The organism is Salinivibrio sp. HTSP (assembly GCF_003390965.1).
GTDB classification, from domain to species: domain Bacteria; phylum Pseudomonadota; class Gammaproteobacteria; order Enterobacterales; family Vibrionaceae; genus Salinivibrio; species Salinivibrio kushneri.
The window spans coordinates 1-20,832 of the sequence record NZ_PXUD01000023.1; the positions used below are offsets into that span (position 1 = coordinate 1).

Sequence of the window (20,832 nt, forward strand, 5' to 3'; positions counted from 1 at the left end):
GTTTTGATCTCGTCATTCCCAGGTTCGAATCCTGGTACCCCAGCCATATTAAAAAGCCCACATCATGTGGGCTTTTTTACGTTTAGCGCCTTGGCCTCTCTACAGACCTAAGGCATATTTCAACACCTGCGTTTTCACCGGGCCACTGTGTTCAGCCAGTTTAAACACTGCATTACGTGCCAGTTTTAAAGGCGTCACTTGGTTACTGAACGCGGTATAAAACACATCCATACCCGTTTGCATCATCATGTTATCGGTGCGGCGTGCTTTTTCGTATGCCGCTAACGTTGACTCTGCTTGCCATTGTGCGCCCGCATCGGCACAGGCATCCAGCAGTGCAGCGACGTCTTTAAAGCCTAAGTTCACTCCTTGCCCTGCCAGCGGGTTAATGGTGTGGGCGGCATCACCAATCACTACGACCCCATTACGATGGTACTGCTGAGCATGACGGCGTGTCAGTGGAAACGCGCCCCAGTTGATGGGGGTGACGTCGCCCACTTGTGGTGGGAAATGGCTCACGATCTCAGCTTTGAGCTGTTCAGCATTGAGCTGACACAACTGTTGAATTCTCGCTGGGCTGTCATACCACACTAGCGAGGCATTGTGGCCACAAAGCGGCAACAGCGAGCGTGGTCCGGAGGGGAAAAACTGCTGCCAGGTAATGTCTTGTTGGGGCGCAGCGGTTTCGACATGGATGAGCATGCAATGCTGGCGATAATCCCAGCTGGTAAGGCCGATTTGCGCGTAGTCTCGCACTTTGGAGTGGGCACCATCCGCACCGATAAGCCAAGGGGCACTCAGAGTGTCACCACTGTCTAATTGGACTTGATGCAGCTCGCCCGCCTGCGTCATACCCGTGATCGAGGCCGGTGAGACGAGCTGCAAATTGTCAAAACGAGCAAACTGCTGCCACAGGCCGAGTTGAATCAAGCGATTCTCGACCATATATCCTAATTGTGGCAAGTCGAGTTGGTCGGCACTGAAACATACTCGGCTGTCTTCCGCTTCCCAGGTTTCTAGGCGGCGGTAGGGGCAAACACGCATGGCTTCAACACTGGCCCACGCACCGAGATCCTTGAGCAGGCTCACCGATGCCTGGGAAATCGCGGACACTCGCAGGTCCATTGGTTGTGAAGGTTCAAAAGGCTCAGGGGGCTGGCGCTCAATTAACGCCACCTGGCGTCCTTGGCGAGCAAGCCCGAGTGCCGCCGCTGCGCCAACCATGCCACCGCCGACTATAATAACTTCAAATTGATTCATGACCGTCTCTTTGTGCCGTTGATGCAAGCATTCTACTGAAGGTAAACGAGAATTCGATATCAATCCGATCAAAGTGAGGGCAAATTCGCTTTTCCGAGCGGGCCTTTGTCGCGTCCGCTCAAACGTTTAGCCGGATCGACATGATTTCTCCGAACCTGTGATCTGGTCAGCGATATTGGAAAGCAGTACAATACGCGGCTTGCCAAGCTGATTGACTGATTAAAAACCATACAGCTTGAAAGGGTAATGTCGTCCATAAGATTAACAATGAGCGTGAAGTTACATGGCTAAGAAACTGCTGATCAAAACCTGGGGTTGCCAAATGAATGAGTATGACTCATCCAAAATGGCAGATCTGCTCAATTCTGCCGGTGGCTATGAGCTGACCGAACAACCAGAAGACGCAGACGTTCTCCTTCTCAATACTTGCTCGATTCGAGAAAAGGCACAAGAAAAGGTATTCCATCAACTCGGGCGTTGGAAAACCCTCAAAGACAAAAACCCAGAGCTGGTGATCGGTGTCGGTGGCTGTGTGGCAACTCAAGAAGGCGACCATATTCGTGAGCGTGCGCCTTATGTGGATGTGATTTTTGGCCCGCAGACCTTGCACCGCCTACCGGAGATGATCAAGCAGTCACGCTCGGATCATGCGCCAGTGATGGACATTACCTTCCCAGAGATCGAAAAATTCGATCGTCTGCCTGAGCCTCGTGCAGAAGGGCCGACCGCCTTTGTCTCGATCATGGAAGGCTGTTCCAAATACTGTACGTTCTGCGTGGTGCCTTACACCCGTGGCGAAGAAGTCAGCCGCCCGCTGGATGACGTATTGTTCGAAATTGCACAGCTGGCCGAACAAGGTGTGCGTGAAGTGAACCTGTTGGGACAAAACGTGAACGCCTACCGTGGCGACACCCATGACGGTGATGTATGCACGTTTGCAGAGTTGCTGCGTTATGTCGCGGCCATTGACGGTATTGACCGTATCCGTTACACCACCAGCCATCCGGTGGAATTTACCGATGATATTATTGAGGTGTATCGTGATACCCCTGAGGTTGCAAGCTTCTTGCACCTGCCGGTACAAAGCGGCTCAGACCGGATTTTGACCATGATGAAACGCCCGCACACGGCGATTGAGTACAAATCAAAAATCCGTAAATTGCGTCAGGCGCGTCCGGATATCACCATCAGCTCTGACTTTATCGTGGGCTTCCCGGGGGAAACCGAGCAAGATTTTGAAGCGACCATGAAATTGATTAAAGATGTCGATTTCGATATGAGCTTTAGCTTTGTTTACTCGTCTCGTCCAGGCACGCCGGCTGCCGATATGCCAGACGATACCCCGGAGCAAGTGAAAAAAGAGCGTTTATACCGCTTGCAACAACAAGTGAACAGCCAGGCTATGCGCTATTCGCGCATGATGCTGGATACCGAACAACGTATCTTGGTTGAAGGCCCATCACGCAAAAATCTGATGGAGTTGCGTGGTCGTACCGAGAACAACCGAGTGGTCAACTTTGAGGGCTCTGTCGATTTGATTGGCCAATTTGTTGACGTCAAAATAACTGAAGTGATGCCAAACTCGCTGCGCGGCGAGCTGGTTCGTACCGAAAAAGATATGGACTTGCGTGTCGCCGTCTCGCCAACCGAAATCATGGCGAAGACGCGCAACGAAAACGAGCTTGGTGTTGGTGTTTTCACGCCATAACGCGTTCATCAATTCAACGGCGCCGGGTAACCGGGCGCCGAAAGCGAGGATAATCTTGTCTAAAATCATCTCTCTTGACCTGAACCTAGAACCTGCCGACAACACCCGTCTTGCCAACTTATGTGGCCCGTTTGACGATAATATCAAACAGCTTGAGCGTCGCTTGGGTGTGGAAATTAGCCACCGCCATAATGCATTTACTGTGATGGGCAAACCCCATACAGCCAATGCCGCGGTCGATATTTTAAAGCGCTTATACGTCGACACCGCCCCTGTGCGTGGTAGCTCGCCAGACATTGAGCCCGAAGCGATTCATTTGGCGATCAAAGAGTCGGGCGTGTTGGAGCAAAACACCGAGTCGAGCATTCCTTACGGTAAAGAAATCAACATCAAGACCAAAAAAGGGGTGATCAAACCGCGCACGCCCAACCAAGCGCAGTACATCGCCAACATGGTCAATCATGACATCACCTTTGGTATTGGCCCTGCGGGGACGGGGAAAACCTACCTTGCCGTCGCGGCAGCGGTGGATGCGCTTGAGCGTCAAGAGATCCGTCGTATCCTCCTGACGCGTCCTGCGGTTGAAGCCGGTGAAAAGCTGGGCTTTTTGCCCGGTGACTTGAGCCAAAAGGTCGACCCCTACTTGCGTCCGCTTTACGATGCGCTCTTTGAAATGCTCGGCTTTGAACGGGTCGAGAAATTGATCGATCGTAACGTGATCGAGGTGGCACCTCTTGCTTATATGCGTGGCCGAACCTTGAACGATGCCTTTATTATCTTGGATGAGAGCCAGAACACCACGGTCGAGCAGATGAAAATGTTCTTGACGCGGATTGGCTTTAATTCACGGGCAGTGATCACCGGTGACGTGACTCAGGTCGACTTACCGCGCAATGCGCGCTCAGGCCTGCGCCATGCGATTGAGGTACTCGCGGACGTGAACGAAATTAGCTTCCACTTTTTCCAAGCAGATGATGTCGTCCGCCACCATGTGGTCACCCGCATTGTTCAAGCCTACGATAAGTGGGAAGCGGAAGACGCCAAAGCGCGAAAAGAAGCCGAGGCACGTCGTCGAGAAGCGCGTGAAGCCCAGCAAGTGGCTGCGCAGCCTGCCACCACTGACTCACAGGATCCGTCATGAGCTACTATGTCGATGTGCAAATTGCCTGTGAGAACGAACAAGGCTTGCCCAGTGACGATCAGCTCCAAGCTTGGTTTGAACAGGCCGTGCGCACCGCTCGGCCCCAAGCAGAAGTGACGATACGCATCGTCGATGAGGGCGAGAGCCAAAGCCTTAATCGCGATTATCGCGGCAAAGATAAACCCACAAATGTGTTATCTTTTCCGTTTGATGCCCCTCCTGGGGTGGAGATTGATTTACTCGGTGATTTGGTCGTGTGTCGCCAAGTTGTTGAACAAGAAGCACAACAACAAGGCAAAGCACTGATGGATCATTGGGCACATATGGTTGTCCATGGTAGCTTACACTTACTGGGTTACGACCATATTGAGGATGATGAAGCCGAGCAAATGGAGGCGCTGGAGCGAGAGCTTCTCGCCGCTATGGGGGTCAGTGACCCTTATGCTAACGACTTCATCGAGCGTTAACCAACTGAATGAAATTGAATGAACGACGATAATTCGCAAAACTCAGACGGTCCGAGTAGGAAGACCTTCTTCGAGCGGCTGGGTCAGTTTTTCCAAGCTGACCCAAAAGACAGACAAGAACTGGTGGACTTGTTTCGAGACTCAGAGCAAAACGCCCTGATCGATCATGACACTCGGGACATGCTGGAAGGTGTAATGCAAATCTCTGACATGCGTGTGAGAGATATCATGATACCCCGTTCGCAGATGGTAATCGTTGAACGATCGCAGTCATTGGAAGCGATCATTAATATTATTATTGATGCCCAACACTCTCGTTATCCTGTGATCAGCGATGACAAAGACCATGTTGAAGGCATTTTGCTTGCGAAAGATTTGTTGCGCTACCTGCGCCCAGATGCCGAAGACTTTGACATCGAAAAAGTGTTACGCCCCGTGGTGGTGGTACCTGAGAGTAAACGCGTGGATCGTTTGCTCAAAGAATTCCAAGAAGAGCGCTATCACATGGCGATTGTCATTGACGAGTTTGGGGGCGTGTCAGGGGTCGTAACCATTGAAGACATTCTCGAAGAGATCGTCGGTGAGATCGAAGACGAGTACGACGACGAAGACGAGCAGGAAATTCGCCAGCTCAGCCGTCATACCTTCTCGGTCAAAGCCCTGACGACCCTGGAAGACTTTAATGAGCATTTCGGCGCTCAATTCCAAGACGATGTGGTAGACACCATAGGTGGTCTGGTGATGACCAGCTTTGGCCATCTCCCTGATCGCGGTGAAGAAGTCGACATTGGTGATTATCACTTTAAAGTGACGGCCGCCGATAGTCGTCGTATCATTCAGCTACAAGTCACTATCCCAGACAGTAGCGAAGTTAACAGTGAAAACGCCTAACCGTTTATACCAAAGCGGGCAGTCATTACTGGCTGCCGCTTTTGGTGCCTCCGCCACCCTCGCTTTTTCTCCCTTCTCGTACTGGCCATTGATGCTGGTTGCCTTGTGGGGCTTATTCACCCTGCTACAAAACGCCTCACCCAAGCGCAGTGCGTGGTTGGGATTTTGCTGGGGACTGGGCCAATTTACCACCGGCGTTAGCTGGGTTTACGTCAGCATCGATCATTTTGGTGGCATGCCTGCCATCGCCGGCTTGTCGTTGATGGCACTGCTGATTGCTTATCTCTCCCTCTACCCGGCATTATTCGGGGCATTGGTCAACAAACTGCCCATTCGTCAGCCCGGTATCAAGTGGTTAATCCTCGCCCCTGCCTTATGGCTGGTGATTGATTGGCTTCGAGGCTGGGTGTTTACCGGCTTTCCTTGGCTTTGGCCTGGCAACAGCCAAATCGACAGCCCGCTGGCTGGCATTGCCCCTGTGCTCGGGGTACAGGGGATCACACTCGTCTTGGTCGTACTGGCTGGCCTGCTCGCACTCATCACGCCTCGCTGGGGTCACTGGCAAGGACAAGCACGTTATGGTGCGGTTGCCGCGGGGCTAGCGCTGGTCGCGGTCAGCTATGGCCTCGGCAGCATTAACTGGGTAACAAAAACCGATCAACAACAGCAAATTTCGTTAATTCAAGGCAATGTGCCGCAAGCGCTGAAATGGCGTTCTGATCAACGCTGGCCGACGCTGATGAAATACTTGGATTTAACCCGCCAGCATTGGGACAGTGATGTCATTATTTGGCCAGAGGCTGCCGTTCCCGCTCTAGAGCGCGAACTGCCCCGTTTTTTCTCCCAGCTTGATCAAGCCGCCAAGCATAATCAAACCACGGTGATCACTGGCGCGCTCGACCAAAATGAACAGGGCGCGTACTTTAACAATGTACTGGCACTGGGCGCAGGCACGCCAGCGTATCGCTATCCGGCTCCCACCCAATACAGCAAGCATCATTTGCTACCGTTTGGCGAGTTTGTTCCCTTTGAGGCGCTATTACGCCCGCTCGCGCCGCTGTTTAACCTGCCAATGTCATCATTTTCACCGGGCGAGCCGGTTCAGCCCGCCCTGCCCGCCAACGGCTGGGACTACATTACCGCGCTTTGCTATGAAATAGCTTTTCCCGCGCAAATCCGCGACAACTTGAACGCGGACAGCGACGCAATTATTACCCTGTCGAATGATGCGTGGTTTGGTCGCTCAATTGGCCCTTGGCAACACCTTGAAATTGCGCGAATGCGCGCACTTGAATTTGGCCTACCAGTAATACGGGCCACCAACAACGGTGTCACGGCCTTGGTGGATGAGCACGGCAAGCTTGAAGCGACGCTGCCTCAGTTTGAAACCCAGGTGCTGACCACGCAGATAACCGGGACGGAAGGCATCACGCCTTACCGCCAATGGGGCAATACGCCGCTGTGGCTTTGGGTCATGATCAGTGGCTGTTTGGGCGTAATAGTTTGGCGTCGCGATACCCGTAAACCAAGTAAAATCTCAACAAACCTCTGACATTGCCAGCAAGAGACTGACGTAACCTGATTGTGCTTTTGGTCATTTAGATTAACGCCATAAGGAGATAACCATGTTACGTCGTTCTCATCGCTGGTTTGCATTGGTCATTGTCGCACTGACGGCATTGACCGGTTGCGCGACCAGCTCGCAGCAAGACCAGGTGCGTCAAGCCAACCTCGCACGCGAACAATTTAAGCAGTACCCACAAACCCAACCTTTTTTTGATAACGCCTACGGCTATGCCGTCTTTCCTTCTGTCGGCAAAGGGGGTTTTTGGGTAGGTGGTGCCTATGGTAAGGGCGTCGTTTATCGTCAAGATGCGCCGGTCAGTGCCGCGGCGCTCAAACAGGTATCGGTCGGGCTGACCTTTGGTGGCCAAGCGTTCAGTGAAATTGTTTTCTTTAAAGACAAAACAGCGTATGACCGCTTTATGCAAGGGCAAGTGGAGCTCGGCGCGCAAGCGTCTGCCACCGCATTGACCGAAGGGGCATCGGCGCAAACCGGTACCTCTGGCACCTCAGCCTCCGCCAGTAACCGTCAGTCGAAAGCCTATTACGTCAATGGGCTGACTGTCTTTACCCATGCAAAGGGAGGACTGATGGTAGAAGCCGCCCTCGCCGGTCAACAATTTACTCCTACTAACTGGTAGTCACTGACGCGTACAGAGCGTAAAACGCCTTATCTGCGCATCAAAAAGGCTAGCCGTGTTGGCTAGCCTTTTTAGCTTGGCGTTGCCAGTACATCGTTACGGCTGCCAAACAAACCACAGACGCTTTTCCGCCGACGGTTGTGGCTCGGGAACAAGCGTTTGTGTGCTATCGCTCTCCCCCTGTTCGAGCGCCTGATCACCTTGTTCCAGCTCAACAGCCGGCTCGGTATTTGCCGCCTCGCTGGCGATTGGCGATTTGCTTGCCGTATAAGCCTCTTGCTCCTGCATGGTCATTAACCGCACTTCTCGGTTGGCGGTTAGCTCTTTAATCAGAGCTTGCTGTGACGCGGCCAACTGCGCATCGAATACCAGGGTGTCATCATTAAGCTTGCGTAAATGTACACTTTGTACCGCATTCAAGTTTGCCAGTGTTTTCTCGAGTGCGACATAATCATCGCCGCTCTCTATGCCGCCAACCGCAATAACCACAGACGCACTGTCTTCGTCTTGATCCAGGATGACGCCGGTTTGCTGCGCGTAATAGTCGGCCAATGAATGAATCATTGCGCTGGCATCGCTTGCCTGGCCGCGCGTTTGATTGGTTTGCATTTGGTTTGCTTCAGGAAAAAGCTGCCAGCGAATCCCCTGGTCGGTCAGTTTGGCAATCACGATACCGTCTGGTTGGTAACGCTCACTGGCCTGTTCAACAGGCTGAATAAACCCGCCCCACAAATCACTGCTCGAAATCGCCATCAGGTCATCAAAATCGCCCACAGGAATAAGCACAGGCAACCCACGTAATGCCGCCGCTTGGCGCAGCTCATCTATCACTGGGCGCTCACTTTGCTCCCAAATAATTTGCCGCTCAAGGCCGCGGTCATCCACCAGCCACACCAGCACCGACGGGCGCGGACTTCCCCACAAAGGGAGCCCCGCTTGACGCAATATTTCGCGCACCTGCTGGCTATCAAACCCAACTTCTAACGTGCGCTGCGTCGCGCCATCCGCCCCTTGCTCATGTTCACCATAACCGAGCTGGGTGATTAGGCTATCTACCTCTTGCAGCGCTTGTTTAACCGCTGGGTTGTCAGACAAGTTCCGCTGACCGGACACCTTAGTCAGAACGGCACTTAACCCTTGTTTTTTTGCCGCTTGTTGGGAGGTTTGCGCGCCATTATCAAGCGGAATGCTGGCGTGATAAAGGTCGTTTGCCAGCGCGCTAGGCAACCATAAACAGGCAATGAAGGCCAACACAAATCGATTCATAGTCTTTCCACATGGATAAATGGGAGTCCAGCGATCATAAGCTGACAGCTCTAGGTTCAGCAATCCTCATTTGTAAAAAAGATAGAGCAAACGCGATATAGTGATAGGTGCCACTGTAAAACGGTCTATTTCACGATTCCGTTCGATCAATGAAATCCGTTACATCATTTATTTGCTATCGGTCTCACATTTAAAAACATGACAGGAATCACAGAAACGCTTTGTGCTAGCATTGCGCGATTTTTTTTGGAGGTGAGATCATGATGCAAGTTTTACAAGGGGCACAAATGCTGTTCGTCGCATTTGGAGCCTTGGTGTTGGTGCCGCTTTTAACCGGGCTTGACCCTAACGTCGCACTTTTTGGTGCCGGAATAGGCACCCTAATCTTTCAAGTTATTACCCGCCGCTCTGTTCCTATTTTTCTCGCCTCTTCTTTTGCCTTTATTGCTCCCATTCTGTACGGCGTGAACAATTTCGGTATTCCCGCCACCATGGGTGGACTAATGGCCGCCGGGGTTATCTACCTCATTATGGGAGGCATTATTCGCGTGAAAGGCGTAGACATTATTCACAAATTGCTTCCTCCCGTGGTGGTAGGCCCTGTGATTATGGTGATTGGACTTGGCCTCGCGCCCACCGCCGTCAATATGGCGCTGGGTAAGAGTGGCGACGGCAGTGAGCAACTCATCGCCGGTGATATCGCTATCTGGATTTCCCTGCTTTCATTACTGACCACCATTGCGGTCAGTGTCTTTGCCAAGGGCTTTTTCAAATTGGTCCCCATTATGGCCGGTATTGCGGTTGGCTATGTGGCCAGCCTGGTGATGGGCATTGTCGACTTTACCCAAGTAGCCAATGCCAGCTGGTTGATGATGCCTGCCTTTACCTTGCCAGAATTTAACATCAACGCCATTTTATTTATGATCCCCGTGGCCATTGCGCCCGCGGTGGAGCATGTGGGCGATATGCTGGCAATTTCCAATGTCACCCGTAAAGACTACCTGAAAAAGCCCGGTTTGCACCGCACCATGGCAGGTGACGGCGCGGCGACGATCGCTGCATCCATGTTTGGTGCTCCGCCCAATACCACTTACAGTGAAGTCACCGGCGCAGTGATGCTCACCAAAGCATTTAACCCTAAAATAATGACCTACGCGGCGTTCACCGCCATTGTGCTGGCGTTTGTGGGTAAACTGGGAGCCCTACTACTGACCATTCCTTTGCCGGTGATGGGCGGCATTATGATCCTACTGTTTGGCTCTATCGCTACCGTGGGTCTGAATACTTTGATTCGCAATCAAGTAGATCTTCACGACTCGCGCAACCTCGCGATTGTCGGGGTCACCTTGGTCTTTGGGATTGGCGGGATGGCCTTTGGCATTGGCGATTTCAGCTTACAAGGCATCAGCTTGTGTGGCTTGGTCGCCATCGTGCTTAACTGGGTGCTGCCTCGTCAAATGGGCGAGAACCACATCGTTGATAGCGCGCAGATGGAAGAAGAGTCGCATTAAGACAGGCGATGACACACTTAAAAAGGGCGCCGCAGCGCCCTTTTTTGATTGTGCCGCGGTTTGGCAACTTTTTTAACTTTGTGCGGCTCGAGCTTCAACCACTTTGATGGCTTGTTCGATACGCGCCAATACGCGGTCTTTACCAATCAGGTGCATCACCGCATCCACTGAGGGTGATTGACCACCACCAGTGACTGCAACACGCAATGGCATACCGACTTTACCCATACCAACATCGAGATCGGCACAGGTATCCGCGATCACGGCTTTTAGGGCATCCACTGTCCACTCATCCAACGCTTCAATCTTGCCTTTGGCTACTTGCAATGGCTCAAGCGCGACTGGACGCAGGTGCTTCTTGGCGGCGGTTGCCTCAATCTCATCAAAGTCTTGATAGAAGTAACGGCTTTGCTCGGCCAGTTCCACCAAGGTGTCACAACGCTCACCCACCAGCTGGATCACGTCAGTCAGAGCCGGCCCTGTGGACGCATCAATACCTTGTTGATCCAGGTGCCACTGCAAGTGTGACGCGACCTCAGCCGGATCACCATTTTTGATGTAATGGTTGTTCAGCCAACGCAATTTTTCCGTATTAAAGGCAGAGGCTGACTTACTGATCGCTTCTAGGGAGAAGAAATCAATCATCTCCTCCATCGAGAAGATTTCTTGGTCGCCGTGAGACCATCCCAGACGCACTAAATAGTTACGCAGTGCTTGTGGCAAGAAACCTTGATCGCGGTATTGCATGACGCTCACTGCACCATGACGTTTAGACAGCTTGGCACCATCGTCGCCGAGGATCATCGAGCAATGGGCAAACTCAGGGACAGGCGCGCCCAGCGCTTCATAAATATTAATCTGACGCGGGGTGTTGTTAATGTGGTCTTCGCCACGCACCACTTGGGTGATCCCCATATCCCAATCATCAACCACCACACAGAAGTTGTAGGTTGGGCTGCCGTCGGTACGGCGGATGATCAAGTCATCAAGCTCGCTGTTCGCAATTTCAATCCGACCGCGGATCTTATCATCAAACACCACCTTGCCGTCTTTGGGGTTACGGAAACGAATGACGTGTGGGTCGTCAGCGTTTGCTTGGCTGTTGGCCGCCATCACTTTAGGATGATTGGCATCGTAGCGTGCTTTCAAGCCATTCGCTTTTTGCTCTTCACGAATTTCTTCTAGCAGCTCTTTGGGGGCATAACACTTGTAGGCTTTGTCTTCTGCCAACAGCTGATCAACAAGCTCGTTATAGCGATCAAAGCGTTTCGTTTGGTAGTACGGCCCTTCATCCCAATCAAGGCCCAGCCATTTCATGCCTTCTAAAATGGCATCAATGGCTTCTTGGGTTGAACGTTCGATATCTGTATCTTCAATACGCAACACAAATTGACCACCTTGGCTGCGTGCTGCTAGCCAAGAGTAAAGTGCGGTACGCGCGCCACCAACATGCAAAAAGCCGGTTGGGCTGGGGGCAAAGCGGGTTTTAATCGTCATTAGGATCCCTATCCCAGTGCTGAGAATAATATGTAACGGTTAGTTTACCAGTACAGGTAAATTCCACAATCCGGCCATGCTCAGACACGGAACATGGCCATGTAAACTATTGCACCTGTGCGCGATGATTCGCTCGAGTCGCTCGCACACAGCGTGATGGATAAAGTTACTGATTAAGCATGGCAATCATTTGATCTTCATCGAGTACAGTGACGCCCAGATCTTGCGCTTTGGTGAGTTTGGAGCCTGCGGCCTCCCCCGCCACTAACATGTCGGTTTTTGCCGAGACACTGCCCGTCACTTTCGCGCCCAACGCCTGTAACGCCGCTTTGGCATCACTGCGAGACATTTGCGATAAGGTGCCCGTCAGGACAATGGTTTTACCGGCTAACGGTTGCGCATCTGGCTCTGACGGCGCGCTGATTTCGGGCCAGTGGATCCCAGTTGCCAGTAGGGCTTCTAGCACACTCTGGTTGTGCGGCTCGGCAAAGAAGCGAACGATGTGGCCTGCGACAATCGCACCCACGTCCGGCACGTTAATGAGTGCCTCTTCGTCGGCCGCGCGCAACGCGTCGAGGGTATGAAAGTGCAAAGCGAGATTTTGCGCGGTCGCTTCGCCCACTTCACGAATGCCCAGGGCATAAATAAAGCGTGGCAAGGTGGTGGCTTTGGCTTTTTCCAGTGCATCAACCAAGTTTTGCGCTGACTTTGGCCCCATTCTGTCGAGCTGCGTCACACGACCCGGTGTCAAGGTAAAGAGATCGGCTGGCGTCTCAATCAGTTCTTTTTCGATTAACTGCTCGACGATTTTATCGCCCAAGCCATCAATATCCATGGCCTTACGAGACGCAAAGTGTTTAATCGCTTCTTTGCGCTGTGCCAGACAAATTAATCCGCCGGTGCAGCGTGCGACCGCTTCCCCCTCGATACGGGTCACCGCTGAGTCACAGACCGGACACGCATCGGGAAACACTATTGGTTGTGCCTGCTCAGGACGCCGGCTTTCCACCACGCCAACAACCTGAGGGATGACGTCACCGGCACGGCGGATCACCACAGTATCACCAATATGAACGCCTAACCGTTCGATTTCATCACCGTTGTGCAAGGTGGCATTACTGACCGTGACGCCGCCCACGAACACAGGCTCAAGCTTGGCAACTGGCGTAATGGCCCCAGTGCGGCCCACTTGGAACTCCACATCGTTGACAGTGGTGATTTCTTCTTGCGCCGGGAATTTGTAAGCTATCGCCCAACGCGGCGCGCGCGCCACAAACCCTAACCGTTCTTGGCTGGCAATACTATCAACCTTGATCACCACCCCGTCGATTTCGTAGGGCAGTGCATCACGGCGCGCCATAATGTCTTGGTAGTAGGCTTTCACGCCGTCTAGCCCTTCCACCCGTTTCACTTCTGGGCTGAGCGCTAGGCCCCACTGTTTGAGCTTCTGTAAGCGCTCACTTTGCCCTTGGCCGAAGGGAGTCGACATCACGCCCACCGCATAGGCATAGAAACTCAATGGTCGGTTAGCGGCGATTTTGGGGTCCAGTTGACGCAGGCTGCCTGCCGCCGCATTGCGCGGGTTGGCAAAAGTTTTATCGCCTTTTTTAAGCGCGGCCTCGTTAAGTGCCTCGAAGCCCGCTTTCGGCATGAAGACCTCACCACGCACCTCCAGCCGCGTTGGCCAATCCCCTTTCTGTAAGGTAAGGGGGACGTTGCGAATGGTTTTGACGTTGTGGGTGATGTTCTCGCCGGTGGTGCCATCTCCCCGCGTCGCAGCTTGAACCAGCTCACCATTTTCGTAAATCAGGCTCACCGCTAAGCCATCGAGCTTGGGCTCACAGGTGTAGGTGACCGGCTCGCCATCACCAAGTCTATCTTTAACACGGCGCTCAAAGTCAGCCAGATCGTCATCACTGAAGGCATTCCCCAAAGATAACATCGCCAACTCGTGGGTGACCGTCTCAAACGCACTAAGCGGTGCGCCACCGACTCGCTGGCTCGGTGAGTCGCTGGTTACCCATTCTGGGTGTGCCGCCTCAATGGCCAATAAGTCTTGCATCAGGCGGTCGTATTCGGCATCGGGCAGCTCTGGGCTGTCTTCGACGTAGTACCGGTAGGCGTGATAGTTAAGCTGGTGCTTTAAATCATCGAGTTGTTGTTTGCTGTAAGCCATGTTTGATTCGTCGTCTGAGCGGAGTCGGTTGCGGGCAAGTATATCGATAAATCACAGACAGCGGGAGCCATGTCCCGCTGTATGCTTAAACCGTGGTCGCGTTAGCGCAGGCTATTTGGCCATAAAGGCTTTGACGCGCTCGCGATATTCATCCAATCGTGACGGGGTCATCATGGTGCGTGAATCATCCAGCACTAATCCGCCCAACTCGTCCGCAATTTGCTGGGCCGTTTGCAGCATAAGCTTAAAGTTTTGCTCTGGCTCACCGTAACACGGCAGGGTCATGAAAAAGCTAATACCCGGCGTTTCAAAGCTTTCGCTATGGCTTACATCGAAGGTACCGGGTTTGACCATATTGGCCACACTGAATAAGACTTTTCCACTCCCCGACAGATCAGAGTGACGATGATAAATACCCATATCACCAAAACGGAGACCGTATTGCTCAAGGATCGGGATCAGTTCAAGGCCAGTGAATACGTCACTATTGTTCGCATGCACATGCAAAACCAGCACTTCTGTCTCATCCGCGGCTTCATCCGCCTGTGGCGATTCATCACTGTGTTGCGACTCGCCCTGCTCAACCGTCTCTGTATCACCTTGGCGCGCGCTTTGCGCTGGCTCTAATGGCTCATCATCAGCCATGGTCGCGTGTGCCTGCGGCATCTCTGGTTCTTCATTATCGTGATTTGCCGCTTGCGGGGTGGCGGCTGAAAACGAAGGCTCATCGTCAGTGGCGGACATTGAAGGATACAGGGGTTGTTCAGGTTCAGACTGGGGGCCAGGTTGCCCAGCGAACAAGGGGTCGACGTCAGGTTTCTCCCCAAAGTTCATCGCTGGCTCTTGGCGCACAGGTTTGTCGCTTTCGCTTTTAGCGCGACTGACGACTCTGACGGCGCCAATACCATCTTGGTCAAACTTTTGATCGTCACTGTCGTCATCCAGCTTTCCCAACGGCTTTTCACCAAACTTGGTCGTCTTTTCTTTCTTGTTTGTCCAGAGGCCATGCAAAAGCAAAGCTGCGATTGCTAGTGCCCCCAACACAATCAGTACAAGGCGCAATTCCTGCATCATCGATTCTCAAATCTATCTATGTTCAGCGTTTTGATTCACTTATGTCACAACGCCAACCAGGTTGCAAAGGTTAGTGTGATCATAAGCGGGGCCCGTTGGCTGACGCAATGCGTTAATGGTCAACTTAGTTAACTGTATCAAAAGTTGGGGAGAATTTAACGAATCAAGACACACAAATCGTTAAACTTTCCCATTATTGGGTCGTTGTCATCGCAATGATTCCCCCCGTAATATAGCGCACACCGTTATTTTTGTATCGACCGTATGTATGCGGCTTGTTGTGACCGACATTGTTCTCAAGGAGATATCATGGCGAATTATGCTCGCCCTCGCCCCCAAAGTGGTGCTGGTTATCTGTTCCAAGGCTTTTCTCTGATGATGGCACCCGGCTTACGCCGGTTTGTGATCATTCCTATTTTGATCAATGTGTTGCTGCTGGGTGGCGCGTTCATCTATTTGCTTTCGCAGGTGGGTGACTGGATCGATCATTGGATGGCCAGTCTACCTGAGTGGTTGTCCTGGCTCTCTTTTTTGATTTGGCCTTTAGTGGTGATTGCTATCTTGGTCGTGTTCTCCTACGTTTTCAGCACACTGGCAAACTGGATAGCCGCGCCCTTTAATGGCTTGCTGGCCGAGCATGTGGAGGCAAAGCTGTCAGGCACACGGGCACCGGATGATGGCTTGGCTGGTATCATTAAAGATATCCCGCGGGTGATGAAACGAGAGTGGCAAAAACTCGCCTACTACATCCCCAGAGCATTAGGCTTTTTACTGCTGCTATGGATACCCGCGGTCGGACAAACCGTGGGGCCAGTTATCTGGTTTTTGTTTAGCGCGTGGATGATGGCGATTCAATACTGTGATTATCCGTTCGATAATCACAAGGTGTCGTTTCCCGCCATGCGCCAGACCTTAAACCAACAACGGGGCGCATCGCTTAGCTTTGGCGCAATAGTCATGCTGTTTACCATGACTCCTTTTCTCAACCTACTGGTGATGCCTGCGGCAGTATGCGGCGCAACCGCTATGTGGGTGGATAAACACAAATCCTCATTGGGGCGCAATTAATCTGTGATCGTCTACGCGAAAGCTCACATCCATAATGTGGGCTTTTTTCGTTTAACCAATCAGTTATTGGTTAATGTCACAATAAGATATAACCAACCGATCCTTTCAAAACCAAGCAGCAGAGATATGCTTGGAGGGTGATTAAAATCGGTGTCATGAAGGAACGATACAATGGGCAAGATTTACGAAGACAATACACAAACCATCGGAAACACACCGCTAGTTCGCCTAAACCGCGTGGCGAAGCCAAACGTGCTGGCCAAAGTTGAAGCACGCAACCCAAGCTTTAGCGTCAAGTGCCGTATCGGTGCCAATATGATCTGGGATGCAGAGAAAAAAGGCACCCTCAAACCCGGTATCGAGTTGATTGAGCCGACCAGTGGTAACACGGGTATCGCGCTTGCCTATGTCGCGGCAGCACGTGGTTATAAGCTGACCCTAACCATGCCGGAGTCAATGAGCCTTGAGCGCCGTAAACTGCTCAAAGCCATGGGCGCGAAGCTGGTGCTGACCGAAGCACCAAAAGGCATGAAAGGCGCGATTGCCAAAGCGGAAGAAATCATGGCAGCAGAGCCAGGTAAATATCTGATGCTGCAACAGTTCGACAACCCCGCCAACCCTGAAATCCATGAAAAGACCACTGGGCCTGAAATCTGGGAAGACACTGACGGCGAAATCGATGTGTTTGTATCCGGTGTTGGCACTGGTGGCACCCTAACCGGTGTCAGCCGCTACATTAAAAACACCCAAGGCAAAGCCATTACCACAGTCGCCGTCGAGCCTGCCGAGTCGCCAGTGATTGCGCAAACCATCGCGGGACAAGACGTGCAACCTGCCCCTCACAAAATTCAAGGTATTGGCGCTGGCTTTGTGCCGAAAAACTTGGATGTCACGCTTGTTGACCAAGTGGTGTCTGTCAGCTCAGACGAAGCCATTGCCATGGCTCGCCGCCTGATGGAAGAAGAAGGCATCCTAGGTGGGATTTCTTCAGGTGCCGCGGTGGTTGCGGCTAACAAAATTGCCGAGCTTCCCGAGTTTGCAAATAAGAAGATCGTCACAATTTTGCCAAGTGCAGCAGAGCGTTATCTCAGCTCGCCACTGTTTGCTGGCATGTTCACCGAGCTGGAAACTGAGCAGTAACAGCAGGTTAGCCAACAAGCCTTTACAACCCCCTATTCGCAAAGGCCCAAATTGGGCCTTTTTTGTTTGATTTTTATATTAAGCTTTAGTAAAACACGTCTGCCTTTTTATTTTCCGCATCAAAATAAAAGCCCTCGCGCCTAATGAGTGGAAGGTCAAAAATGGCAAAAAGATGACACGAAATTGACATGGATTAAGCTATCAGGTCGATTTCTTGGTTAGGTTAGCGTCAACGGATAGCGAAGTCGCCCGTTAGCGGTTAAGCTAACCTTATATTTAATACATAGATTTAAAAAAATACAGAAACGGGGTGAATCATGTATCAGAAGCAAGTTGAGATTACTGCAGAAAACGGCCTACACACTCGTCCAGCGGCGCAGTTCGTTAAAGAAGCGAAAAGCTACGACGCTGACATCACTGTTGAATCTAACGGTAAGAGCGCGAGCGCAAAAAGCCTATTTAAACTTCAAACCCTTGGCTTGACCAAAGGCACTATGGTGACTATTTCTGCTGAAGGTGCGCAAGCACAACAAGCCGTTGATCACCTAGTAAAACTGATGGACGAGCTGGAGTAATCCGGCTCTTTTTCTATCGGTTTTAAGTTGGATAAACGTAAGGTAAAGCTATGATTTCAGGCATCCTGGCATCACCTGGTATTGCTTTTGGTAAAGCACTGCTGCTGCAAGAAGAAGACGTTGTTATCAATAAAGATAAGATTGCTGCGTCTCAAATCGATCAAGAAATTCAGCGCGTATTGGATGCTCGCGAACAGTCTAAGACGCAACTCGAAGCGATCAAGGACAAAGCAAGGGAGACCTTCGGCGAAGAGAAAGAAGCTATCTTCGAAGGTCATATCATGCTACTTGAAGATGAAGAACTCGAAGAAGAGATCGTCAGCTTCATCAAGTCAAACCTAGCGACCGCCGATCACGCTATCTATAGCGTTATCGAAGAACAAGCGGTCACGCTTGAGTCACTCGACGACGATTATCTGAAAGAGCGTGCCGCGGATATCCGTGACATCGGTTCACGCTTCGTCAAAAACGCACTTGGCATCAATATGGTGTCGTTGAGCGCTATCAACGAAGAAGTGATCCTGGTTGCAAACGACCTGACGCCTTCAGAAACAGCACAGGTTGACCTGAATTATGTGCTTGGTTTCATCACCGACATTGGTGGTCGCACTTCACACTCCTCAATCATGGCACGCTCGCTTGAGTTGCCAGCGATTGTAGGCACCAATGATGCGACCAACAAAATACAAAACGGCGACATGCTGGTGCTTGATGCGATTAACAACCAAATCGTTGTCAACCCTTCAGACGAAGAACTCAGCAAATTCAAAGTGATTCGTGACCAACACATCGCCGAGAAAGCGGAACTGGCTAAGCTTAAAGATCTGCCAGCCATCACGCTTGACGGTCACCAAGTCGAAGTGTGCGGTAACGTAGGCACGGTCAAAGACTGTGACGGCGTAAACCGTAACGGCGGTGAAGGTGTGGGGCTTTATCGCACCGAGTTCCTGTTTATGGACCGCGACGCGCTTCCGACTGAAGAAGAGCAATACCAAGCTTACAAAGCGGTAGCGAAAGCGATTGATGGCCATCCTGTGATCATCCGCACCATGGATATCGGCGGTGACAAAGATCTGCCTTATATGAACTTGCCGGAAGAAATGAACCCATTCTTGGGTTGGCGTGCAGTTCGTATTAGCCTCGATCGTCGCGAAATTCTTCGCGATCAGCTTCGTGCTATTCTTCGTGCTTCGGCGCACGGTAAAATCCGTGTGATGTTCCCGATGATCATTTCTGTGGAAGAAATCCGAGAGCTTAAAGAAGCGATCGAGACCTACAAAGCAGAACTGCGCCAAGAAGGTCACGACTTCGACGCCGATCTGGAAATCGGTGTGATGGTTGAGACGCCAGCCGCGGCTGCGATCGCTCACCACCTCGCGAAAGAAGTGGAATTCTTCAGCATTGGCACCAACGATTTGACTCAGTATACCTTGGCGGTCGATCGTGGTAATGAGCTGATTTCGCATCTGTATAACCCACTGTCTCCTGCTGTATTGACGGTTATCAAGCAAGTGATTGATGCCTCACATGCGGAAGGTAAATGGACCGGGATGTGCGGAGAGCTTGCAGGTGACGAGAAAGCAACGTTACTATTGATGGGAATGGGTTTGGATGAGTTTAGTATGAGTGCCATCTCTATCCCTCGCATCAAGAAGATTATCCGTAATGCCAACTTTGCTGATGTGAAAGCGATGGCCGACAAAGCACTCACTTTGCCAACTGCGGCAGAAATCGAGGCCTATGTCGAAAAATTTATTGCGGAAAAAACCGCTTGCTAATATACAATCAGCAAAGAATCACTGCTTAGGAGCAACACTATGGGTCTGTTCGACAAACTGAAGAAGTTGGTGTCTGAAGACGGCAACGACGCAAGTGCCATTGAAATTATCGCCCCATTGTCGGGTGAGATCGTCAACATCGAAGACGTACCTGACGTTGTGTTTGCTGAGAAAATCGTCGGTGATGGTGTTGCGATTAAACCATCAGGCGACAAGATGGTTGCGCCAGTTAACGGCACTATCGGTAAGATTTTCGAAACCAACCACGCTTTTTCAATTGAGTCAGATGACGGCGTTGAGCTGTTCGTACACTTTGGTATCGACACCGTCGAGCTAAAAGGCGAAGGTTTCAAACGCATTGCGGAAGAAGGTCAAACGGTGAAAGCCGGTGACACCGTGATCGAATTTGATTTAGGCATGCTCGAAGAGAAAGCCAAATCAACACTGACACCAGTGGTTATCTCTAACATGGACGAAATCAAAGAGCTAACTAAGCTCTCTGGTGCCGTCACTGTGGGCGAAACCTCTGTATTGCGCGTCACTAAGTAATTCAGATTTCTTAGTGAAGAAAAACGCAGCCTCGTGCTGCGTTTTTTTATGCCCGATGCTTGTCCTGTTTATGTGAACTGGTAAAAAAAGCGCTTCACTCGCCGGCTTCTCAGCCAATAAAGACTCGCCCACACTAACCAAAGCCCATGCAAGGCAAGCAACCAATCAAACCGTCCCCCCGTCATCGTGAGCGTATGCGCCACTTGATAGGCTTCCCACGTCCACAACAGCCATACCCACCAATAACCCAAGTGCCAATGCTGTGTTAACCATTCAGGAGCCTTGTCGCAGTTTCCCACCAACAGTAATAGCGCAAGCGGCACTAAACCAATCACTAAGCTGAGATAAAACGCAGACGTGTCAGGATAAACCAGCGCGAGCAGCTCGCTGCCCTGCTCTCGGCTCACTCCAGCCATCGCCAGTAGCCACCATGCACGACTTAACAGTAGTAGGCACAACACGGCGATCTGGGGCGCTTTGATGTACCCTTTGTCGTCGAAATGATGAAACGTGTCCATAAGATTTTT

Annotated in this window: 18 protein-coding genes; 12 read left to right on the top strand and 6 right to left on the bottom strand. The window is 51.6% G+C overall.

The features are described 5' to 3' along the window. Positions 1 to 99 precede the first annotated feature (99 nt). Positions 100 to 1,260, bottom strand: a complete 1,161-nt coding sequence (locus tag C7A19_RS04535) for a 2-octaprenyl-3-methyl-6-methoxy-1,4-benzoquinol hydroxylase (RefSeq protein ID WP_116644308.1) — start codon at positions 1,258 to 1,260, stop codon at positions 100 to 102. Positions 1,261 to 1,543: 283 nt separating this feature from the next. Here C7A19_RS04535 and miaB point away from each other — a divergent pair, with 283 nt between their 5' ends. The 6 genes from miaB to C7A19_RS04565 all read left to right on the top strand — a co-directional run bounded on the left by miaB (position 1,544) and on the right by C7A19_RS04565 (position 7,671). After that, on the top strand, positions 1,544 to 2,968 hold the full coding sequence (gene miaB / locus C7A19_RS04540; RefSeq protein WP_046073700.1) for a tRNA (N6-isopentenyl adenosine(37)-C2)-methylthiotransferase MiaB: 1,425 nt from the start codon (positions 1,544 to 1,546) through the stop codon (positions 2,966 to 2,968). 52 nt (positions 2,969 to 3,020) lie between these two features. Beyond that, the gene (locus tag C7A19_RS04545; protein WP_069361090.1) at positions 3,021 to 4,109 is read left to right on the top strand and encodes a PhoH family protein; all 1,089 of its coding nucleotides are present in this window, start codon (positions 3,021 to 3,023) and stop codon (positions 4,107 to 4,109) included. Further along, a complete protein-coding gene (ybeY, locus tag C7A19_RS04550) occupies positions 4,106 to 4,576 on the top strand; it encodes an rRNA maturation RNase YbeY (RefSeq protein WP_069361091.1) in 471 nt (156 codons plus the stop codon). The genes C7A19_RS04545 and ybeY overlap by 4 nt, the downstream gene beginning before the upstream one ends. An 18-nt stretch (positions 4,577 to 4,594) precedes the next feature. Further along, positions 4,595 to 5,467 (top strand): CNNM family magnesium/cobalt transport protein CorC, encoded by an 873-nt coding sequence (gene corC, locus C7A19_RS04555; RefSeq protein WP_069361092.1) that lies wholly within the window; start codon positions 4,595 to 4,597, stop codon positions 5,465 to 5,467. Continuing rightward, positions 5,454 to 7,019, top strand: a complete 1,566-nt coding sequence (gene lnt / locus C7A19_RS04560) for an apolipoprotein N-acyltransferase (RefSeq protein ID WP_235614261.1) — start codon at positions 5,454 to 5,456, stop codon at positions 7,017 to 7,019. Before corC ends, lnt begins: the two co-directional genes overlap by 14 nt. Before the next feature lie 73 nt (positions 7,020 to 7,092). Next, positions 7,093 to 7,671, top strand: coding sequence for a lipid-binding SYLF domain-containing protein (locus C7A19_RS04565; RefSeq protein WP_077456923.1), 579 nt, complete (start codon positions 7,093 to 7,095; stop codon positions 7,669 to 7,671). A 96-nt stretch (positions 7,672 to 7,767) separates the two neighbouring features. On the opposite strand, the gene C7A19_RS04570 is transcribed toward C7A19_RS04565, so the two are convergent. Next, entirely contained in the window at positions 7,768 to 8,937 is a 1,170-nt protein-coding gene (locus C7A19_RS04570) for a DUF2066 domain-containing protein (protein ID WP_116644309.1), read from the bottom strand. Positions 8,938 to 9,197: 260 nt separating this feature from the next. Here C7A19_RS04570 and C7A19_RS04575 point away from each other — a divergent pair, with 260 nt between their 5' ends. Then, positions 9,198 to 10,448, top strand: coding sequence for a uracil-xanthine permease family protein (locus C7A19_RS04575; RefSeq protein WP_069361096.1), 1,251 nt, complete (start codon positions 9,198 to 9,200; stop codon positions 10,446 to 10,448). Between the two features lie 72 nt (positions 10,449 to 10,520). Here the strand turns inward: C7A19_RS04575 and gltX are convergent, their stop codons facing one another. The 3 genes from gltX to zipA all read right to left on the bottom strand — a co-directional run bounded on the left by gltX (position 10,521) and on the right by zipA (position 15,195). After that, positions 10,521 to 11,945 (bottom strand): glutamate--tRNA ligase, encoded by a 1,425-nt coding sequence (gene gltX, locus C7A19_RS04580; protein WP_077520265.1) that lies wholly within the window; start codon positions 11,943 to 11,945, stop codon positions 10,521 to 10,523. A 166-nt stretch (positions 11,946 to 12,111) separates the two neighbouring features. Continuing rightward, on the bottom strand, positions 12,112 to 14,121 hold the full coding sequence (gene ligA / locus C7A19_RS04585) for an NAD-dependent DNA ligase LigA (RefSeq protein ID WP_116644310.1): 2,010 nt from the start codon (positions 14,119 to 14,121) through the stop codon (positions 12,112 to 12,114). A 111-nt stretch (positions 14,122 to 14,232) separates the two neighbouring features. Then, positions 14,233 to 15,195, bottom strand: a complete 963-nt coding sequence (gene zipA, locus C7A19_RS04590; protein WP_116644311.1) for a cell division protein ZipA — start codon at positions 15,193 to 15,195, stop codon at positions 14,233 to 14,235. Positions 15,196 to 15,504: 309 nt separating this feature from the next. Between zipA and cysZ the strand changes: the two genes are divergently transcribed. From cysZ to crr, 5 genes are all read left to right on the top strand, one after another. Beyond that, complete coding sequence (gene cysZ / locus C7A19_RS04595) at positions 15,505 to 16,263, top strand: sulfate transporter CysZ (protein ID WP_077456933.1); 759 nt, start codon at positions 15,505 to 15,507, stop codon at positions 16,261 to 16,263. Positions 16,264 to 16,434: 171 nt separating this feature from the next. Next, positions 16,435 to 17,403: a cysteine synthase A gene (cysK, locus tag C7A19_RS04600; protein ID WP_069361101.1), complete on the top strand. Its 969-nt coding sequence runs from the start codon at positions 16,435 to 16,437 to the stop codon at positions 17,401 to 17,403. A gap of 317 nt (positions 17,404 to 17,720) precedes the next feature. Next, positions 17,721 to 17,978 carry a phosphocarrier protein Hpr gene (gene ptsH / locus C7A19_RS04605; protein ID WP_069361102.1) on the top strand — a complete coding sequence of 86 codons (258 nt, stop codon included), beginning with the start codon at positions 17,721 to 17,723 and terminating at the stop codon, positions 17,976 to 17,978. A 50-nt stretch (positions 17,979 to 18,028) separates the two neighbouring features. Continuing rightward, entirely contained in the window at positions 18,029 to 19,756 is a 1,728-nt protein-coding gene (gene ptsI / locus C7A19_RS04610) for a phosphoenolpyruvate-protein phosphotransferase PtsI (RefSeq protein ID WP_069361103.1), read from the top strand. Between the two features lie 39 nt (positions 19,757 to 19,795). After that, positions 19,796 to 20,305, top strand: coding sequence for a PTS glucose transporter subunit IIA (gene crr / locus C7A19_RS04615; protein WP_069361104.1), 510 nt, complete (start codon positions 19,796 to 19,798; stop codon positions 20,303 to 20,305). Positions 20,306 to 20,373: 68 nt separating this feature from the next. On the opposite strand, the gene C7A19_RS04620 is transcribed toward crr, so the two are convergent. After that, complete coding sequence (locus C7A19_RS04620; protein ID WP_069361105.1) at positions 20,374 to 20,823, bottom strand: DUF2919 family protein; 450 nt, start codon at positions 20,821 to 20,823, stop codon at positions 20,374 to 20,376. Positions 20,824 to 20,832 lie beyond the last annotated feature (9 nt).

Coding starts and splice junctions, on each gene's coding strand:
- gltX (WP_077520265.1), bottom strand. CDS start 11,945: ATGACGATTAAAACCCGCTTTGCCCCCAGCCCAACCGGCTTTTTGCAT.
- ligA (WP_116644310.1), bottom strand. CDS start 14,121: ATGGCTTACAGCAAACAACAACTCGATGATTTAAAGCACCAGCTTAAC.
- cysZ (WP_077456933.1), top strand. CDS start 15,505: ATGGCGAATTATGCTCGCCCTCGCCCCCAAAGTGGTGCTGGTTATCTG.
- C7A19_RS04535 (WP_116644308.1), bottom strand. CDS start 1,260: ATGAATCAATTTGAAGTTATTATAGTCGGCGGTGGCATGGTTGGCGCA.
- ptsH (WP_069361102.1), top strand. CDS start 17,721: ATGTATCAGAAGCAAGTTGAGATTACTGCAGAAAACGGCCTACACACT.
- ybeY (WP_069361091.1), top strand. CDS start 4,106: ATGAGCTACTATGTCGATGTGCAAATTGCCTGTGAGAACGAACAAGGC.
- miaB (WP_046073700.1), top strand. CDS start 1,544: ATGGCTAAGAAACTGCTGATCAAAACCTGGGGTTGCCAAATGAATGAG.
- C7A19_RS04620 (WP_069361105.1), bottom strand. CDS start 20,823: ATGGACACGTTTCATCATTTCGACGACAAAGGGTACATCAAAGCGCCC.
- C7A19_RS04570 (WP_116644309.1), bottom strand. CDS start 8,937: ATGAATCGATTTGTGTTGGCCTTCATTGCCTGTTTATGGTTGCCTAGC.
- cysK (WP_069361101.1), top strand. CDS start 16,435: ATGGGCAAGATTTACGAAGACAATACACAAACCATCGGAAACACACCG.
- corC (WP_069361092.1), top strand. CDS start 4,595: ATGAACGACGATAATTCGCAAAACTCAGACGGTCCGAGTAGGAAGACC.
- zipA (WP_116644311.1), bottom strand. CDS start 15,195: ATGATGCAGGAATTGCGCCTTGTACTGATTGTGTTGGGGGCACTAGCA.
- ptsI (WP_069361103.1), top strand. CDS start 18,029: ATGATTTCAGGCATCCTGGCATCACCTGGTATTGCTTTTGGTAAAGCA.
- C7A19_RS04575 (WP_069361096.1), top strand. CDS start 9,198: ATGATGCAAGTTTTACAAGGGGCACAAATGCTGTTCGTCGCATTTGGA.
- crr (WP_069361104.1), top strand. CDS start 19,796: ATGGGTCTGTTCGACAAACTGAAGAAGTTGGTGTCTGAAGACGGCAAC.
- C7A19_RS04565 (WP_077456923.1), top strand. CDS start 7,093: ATGTTACGTCGTTCTCATCGCTGGTTTGCATTGGTCATTGTCGCACTG.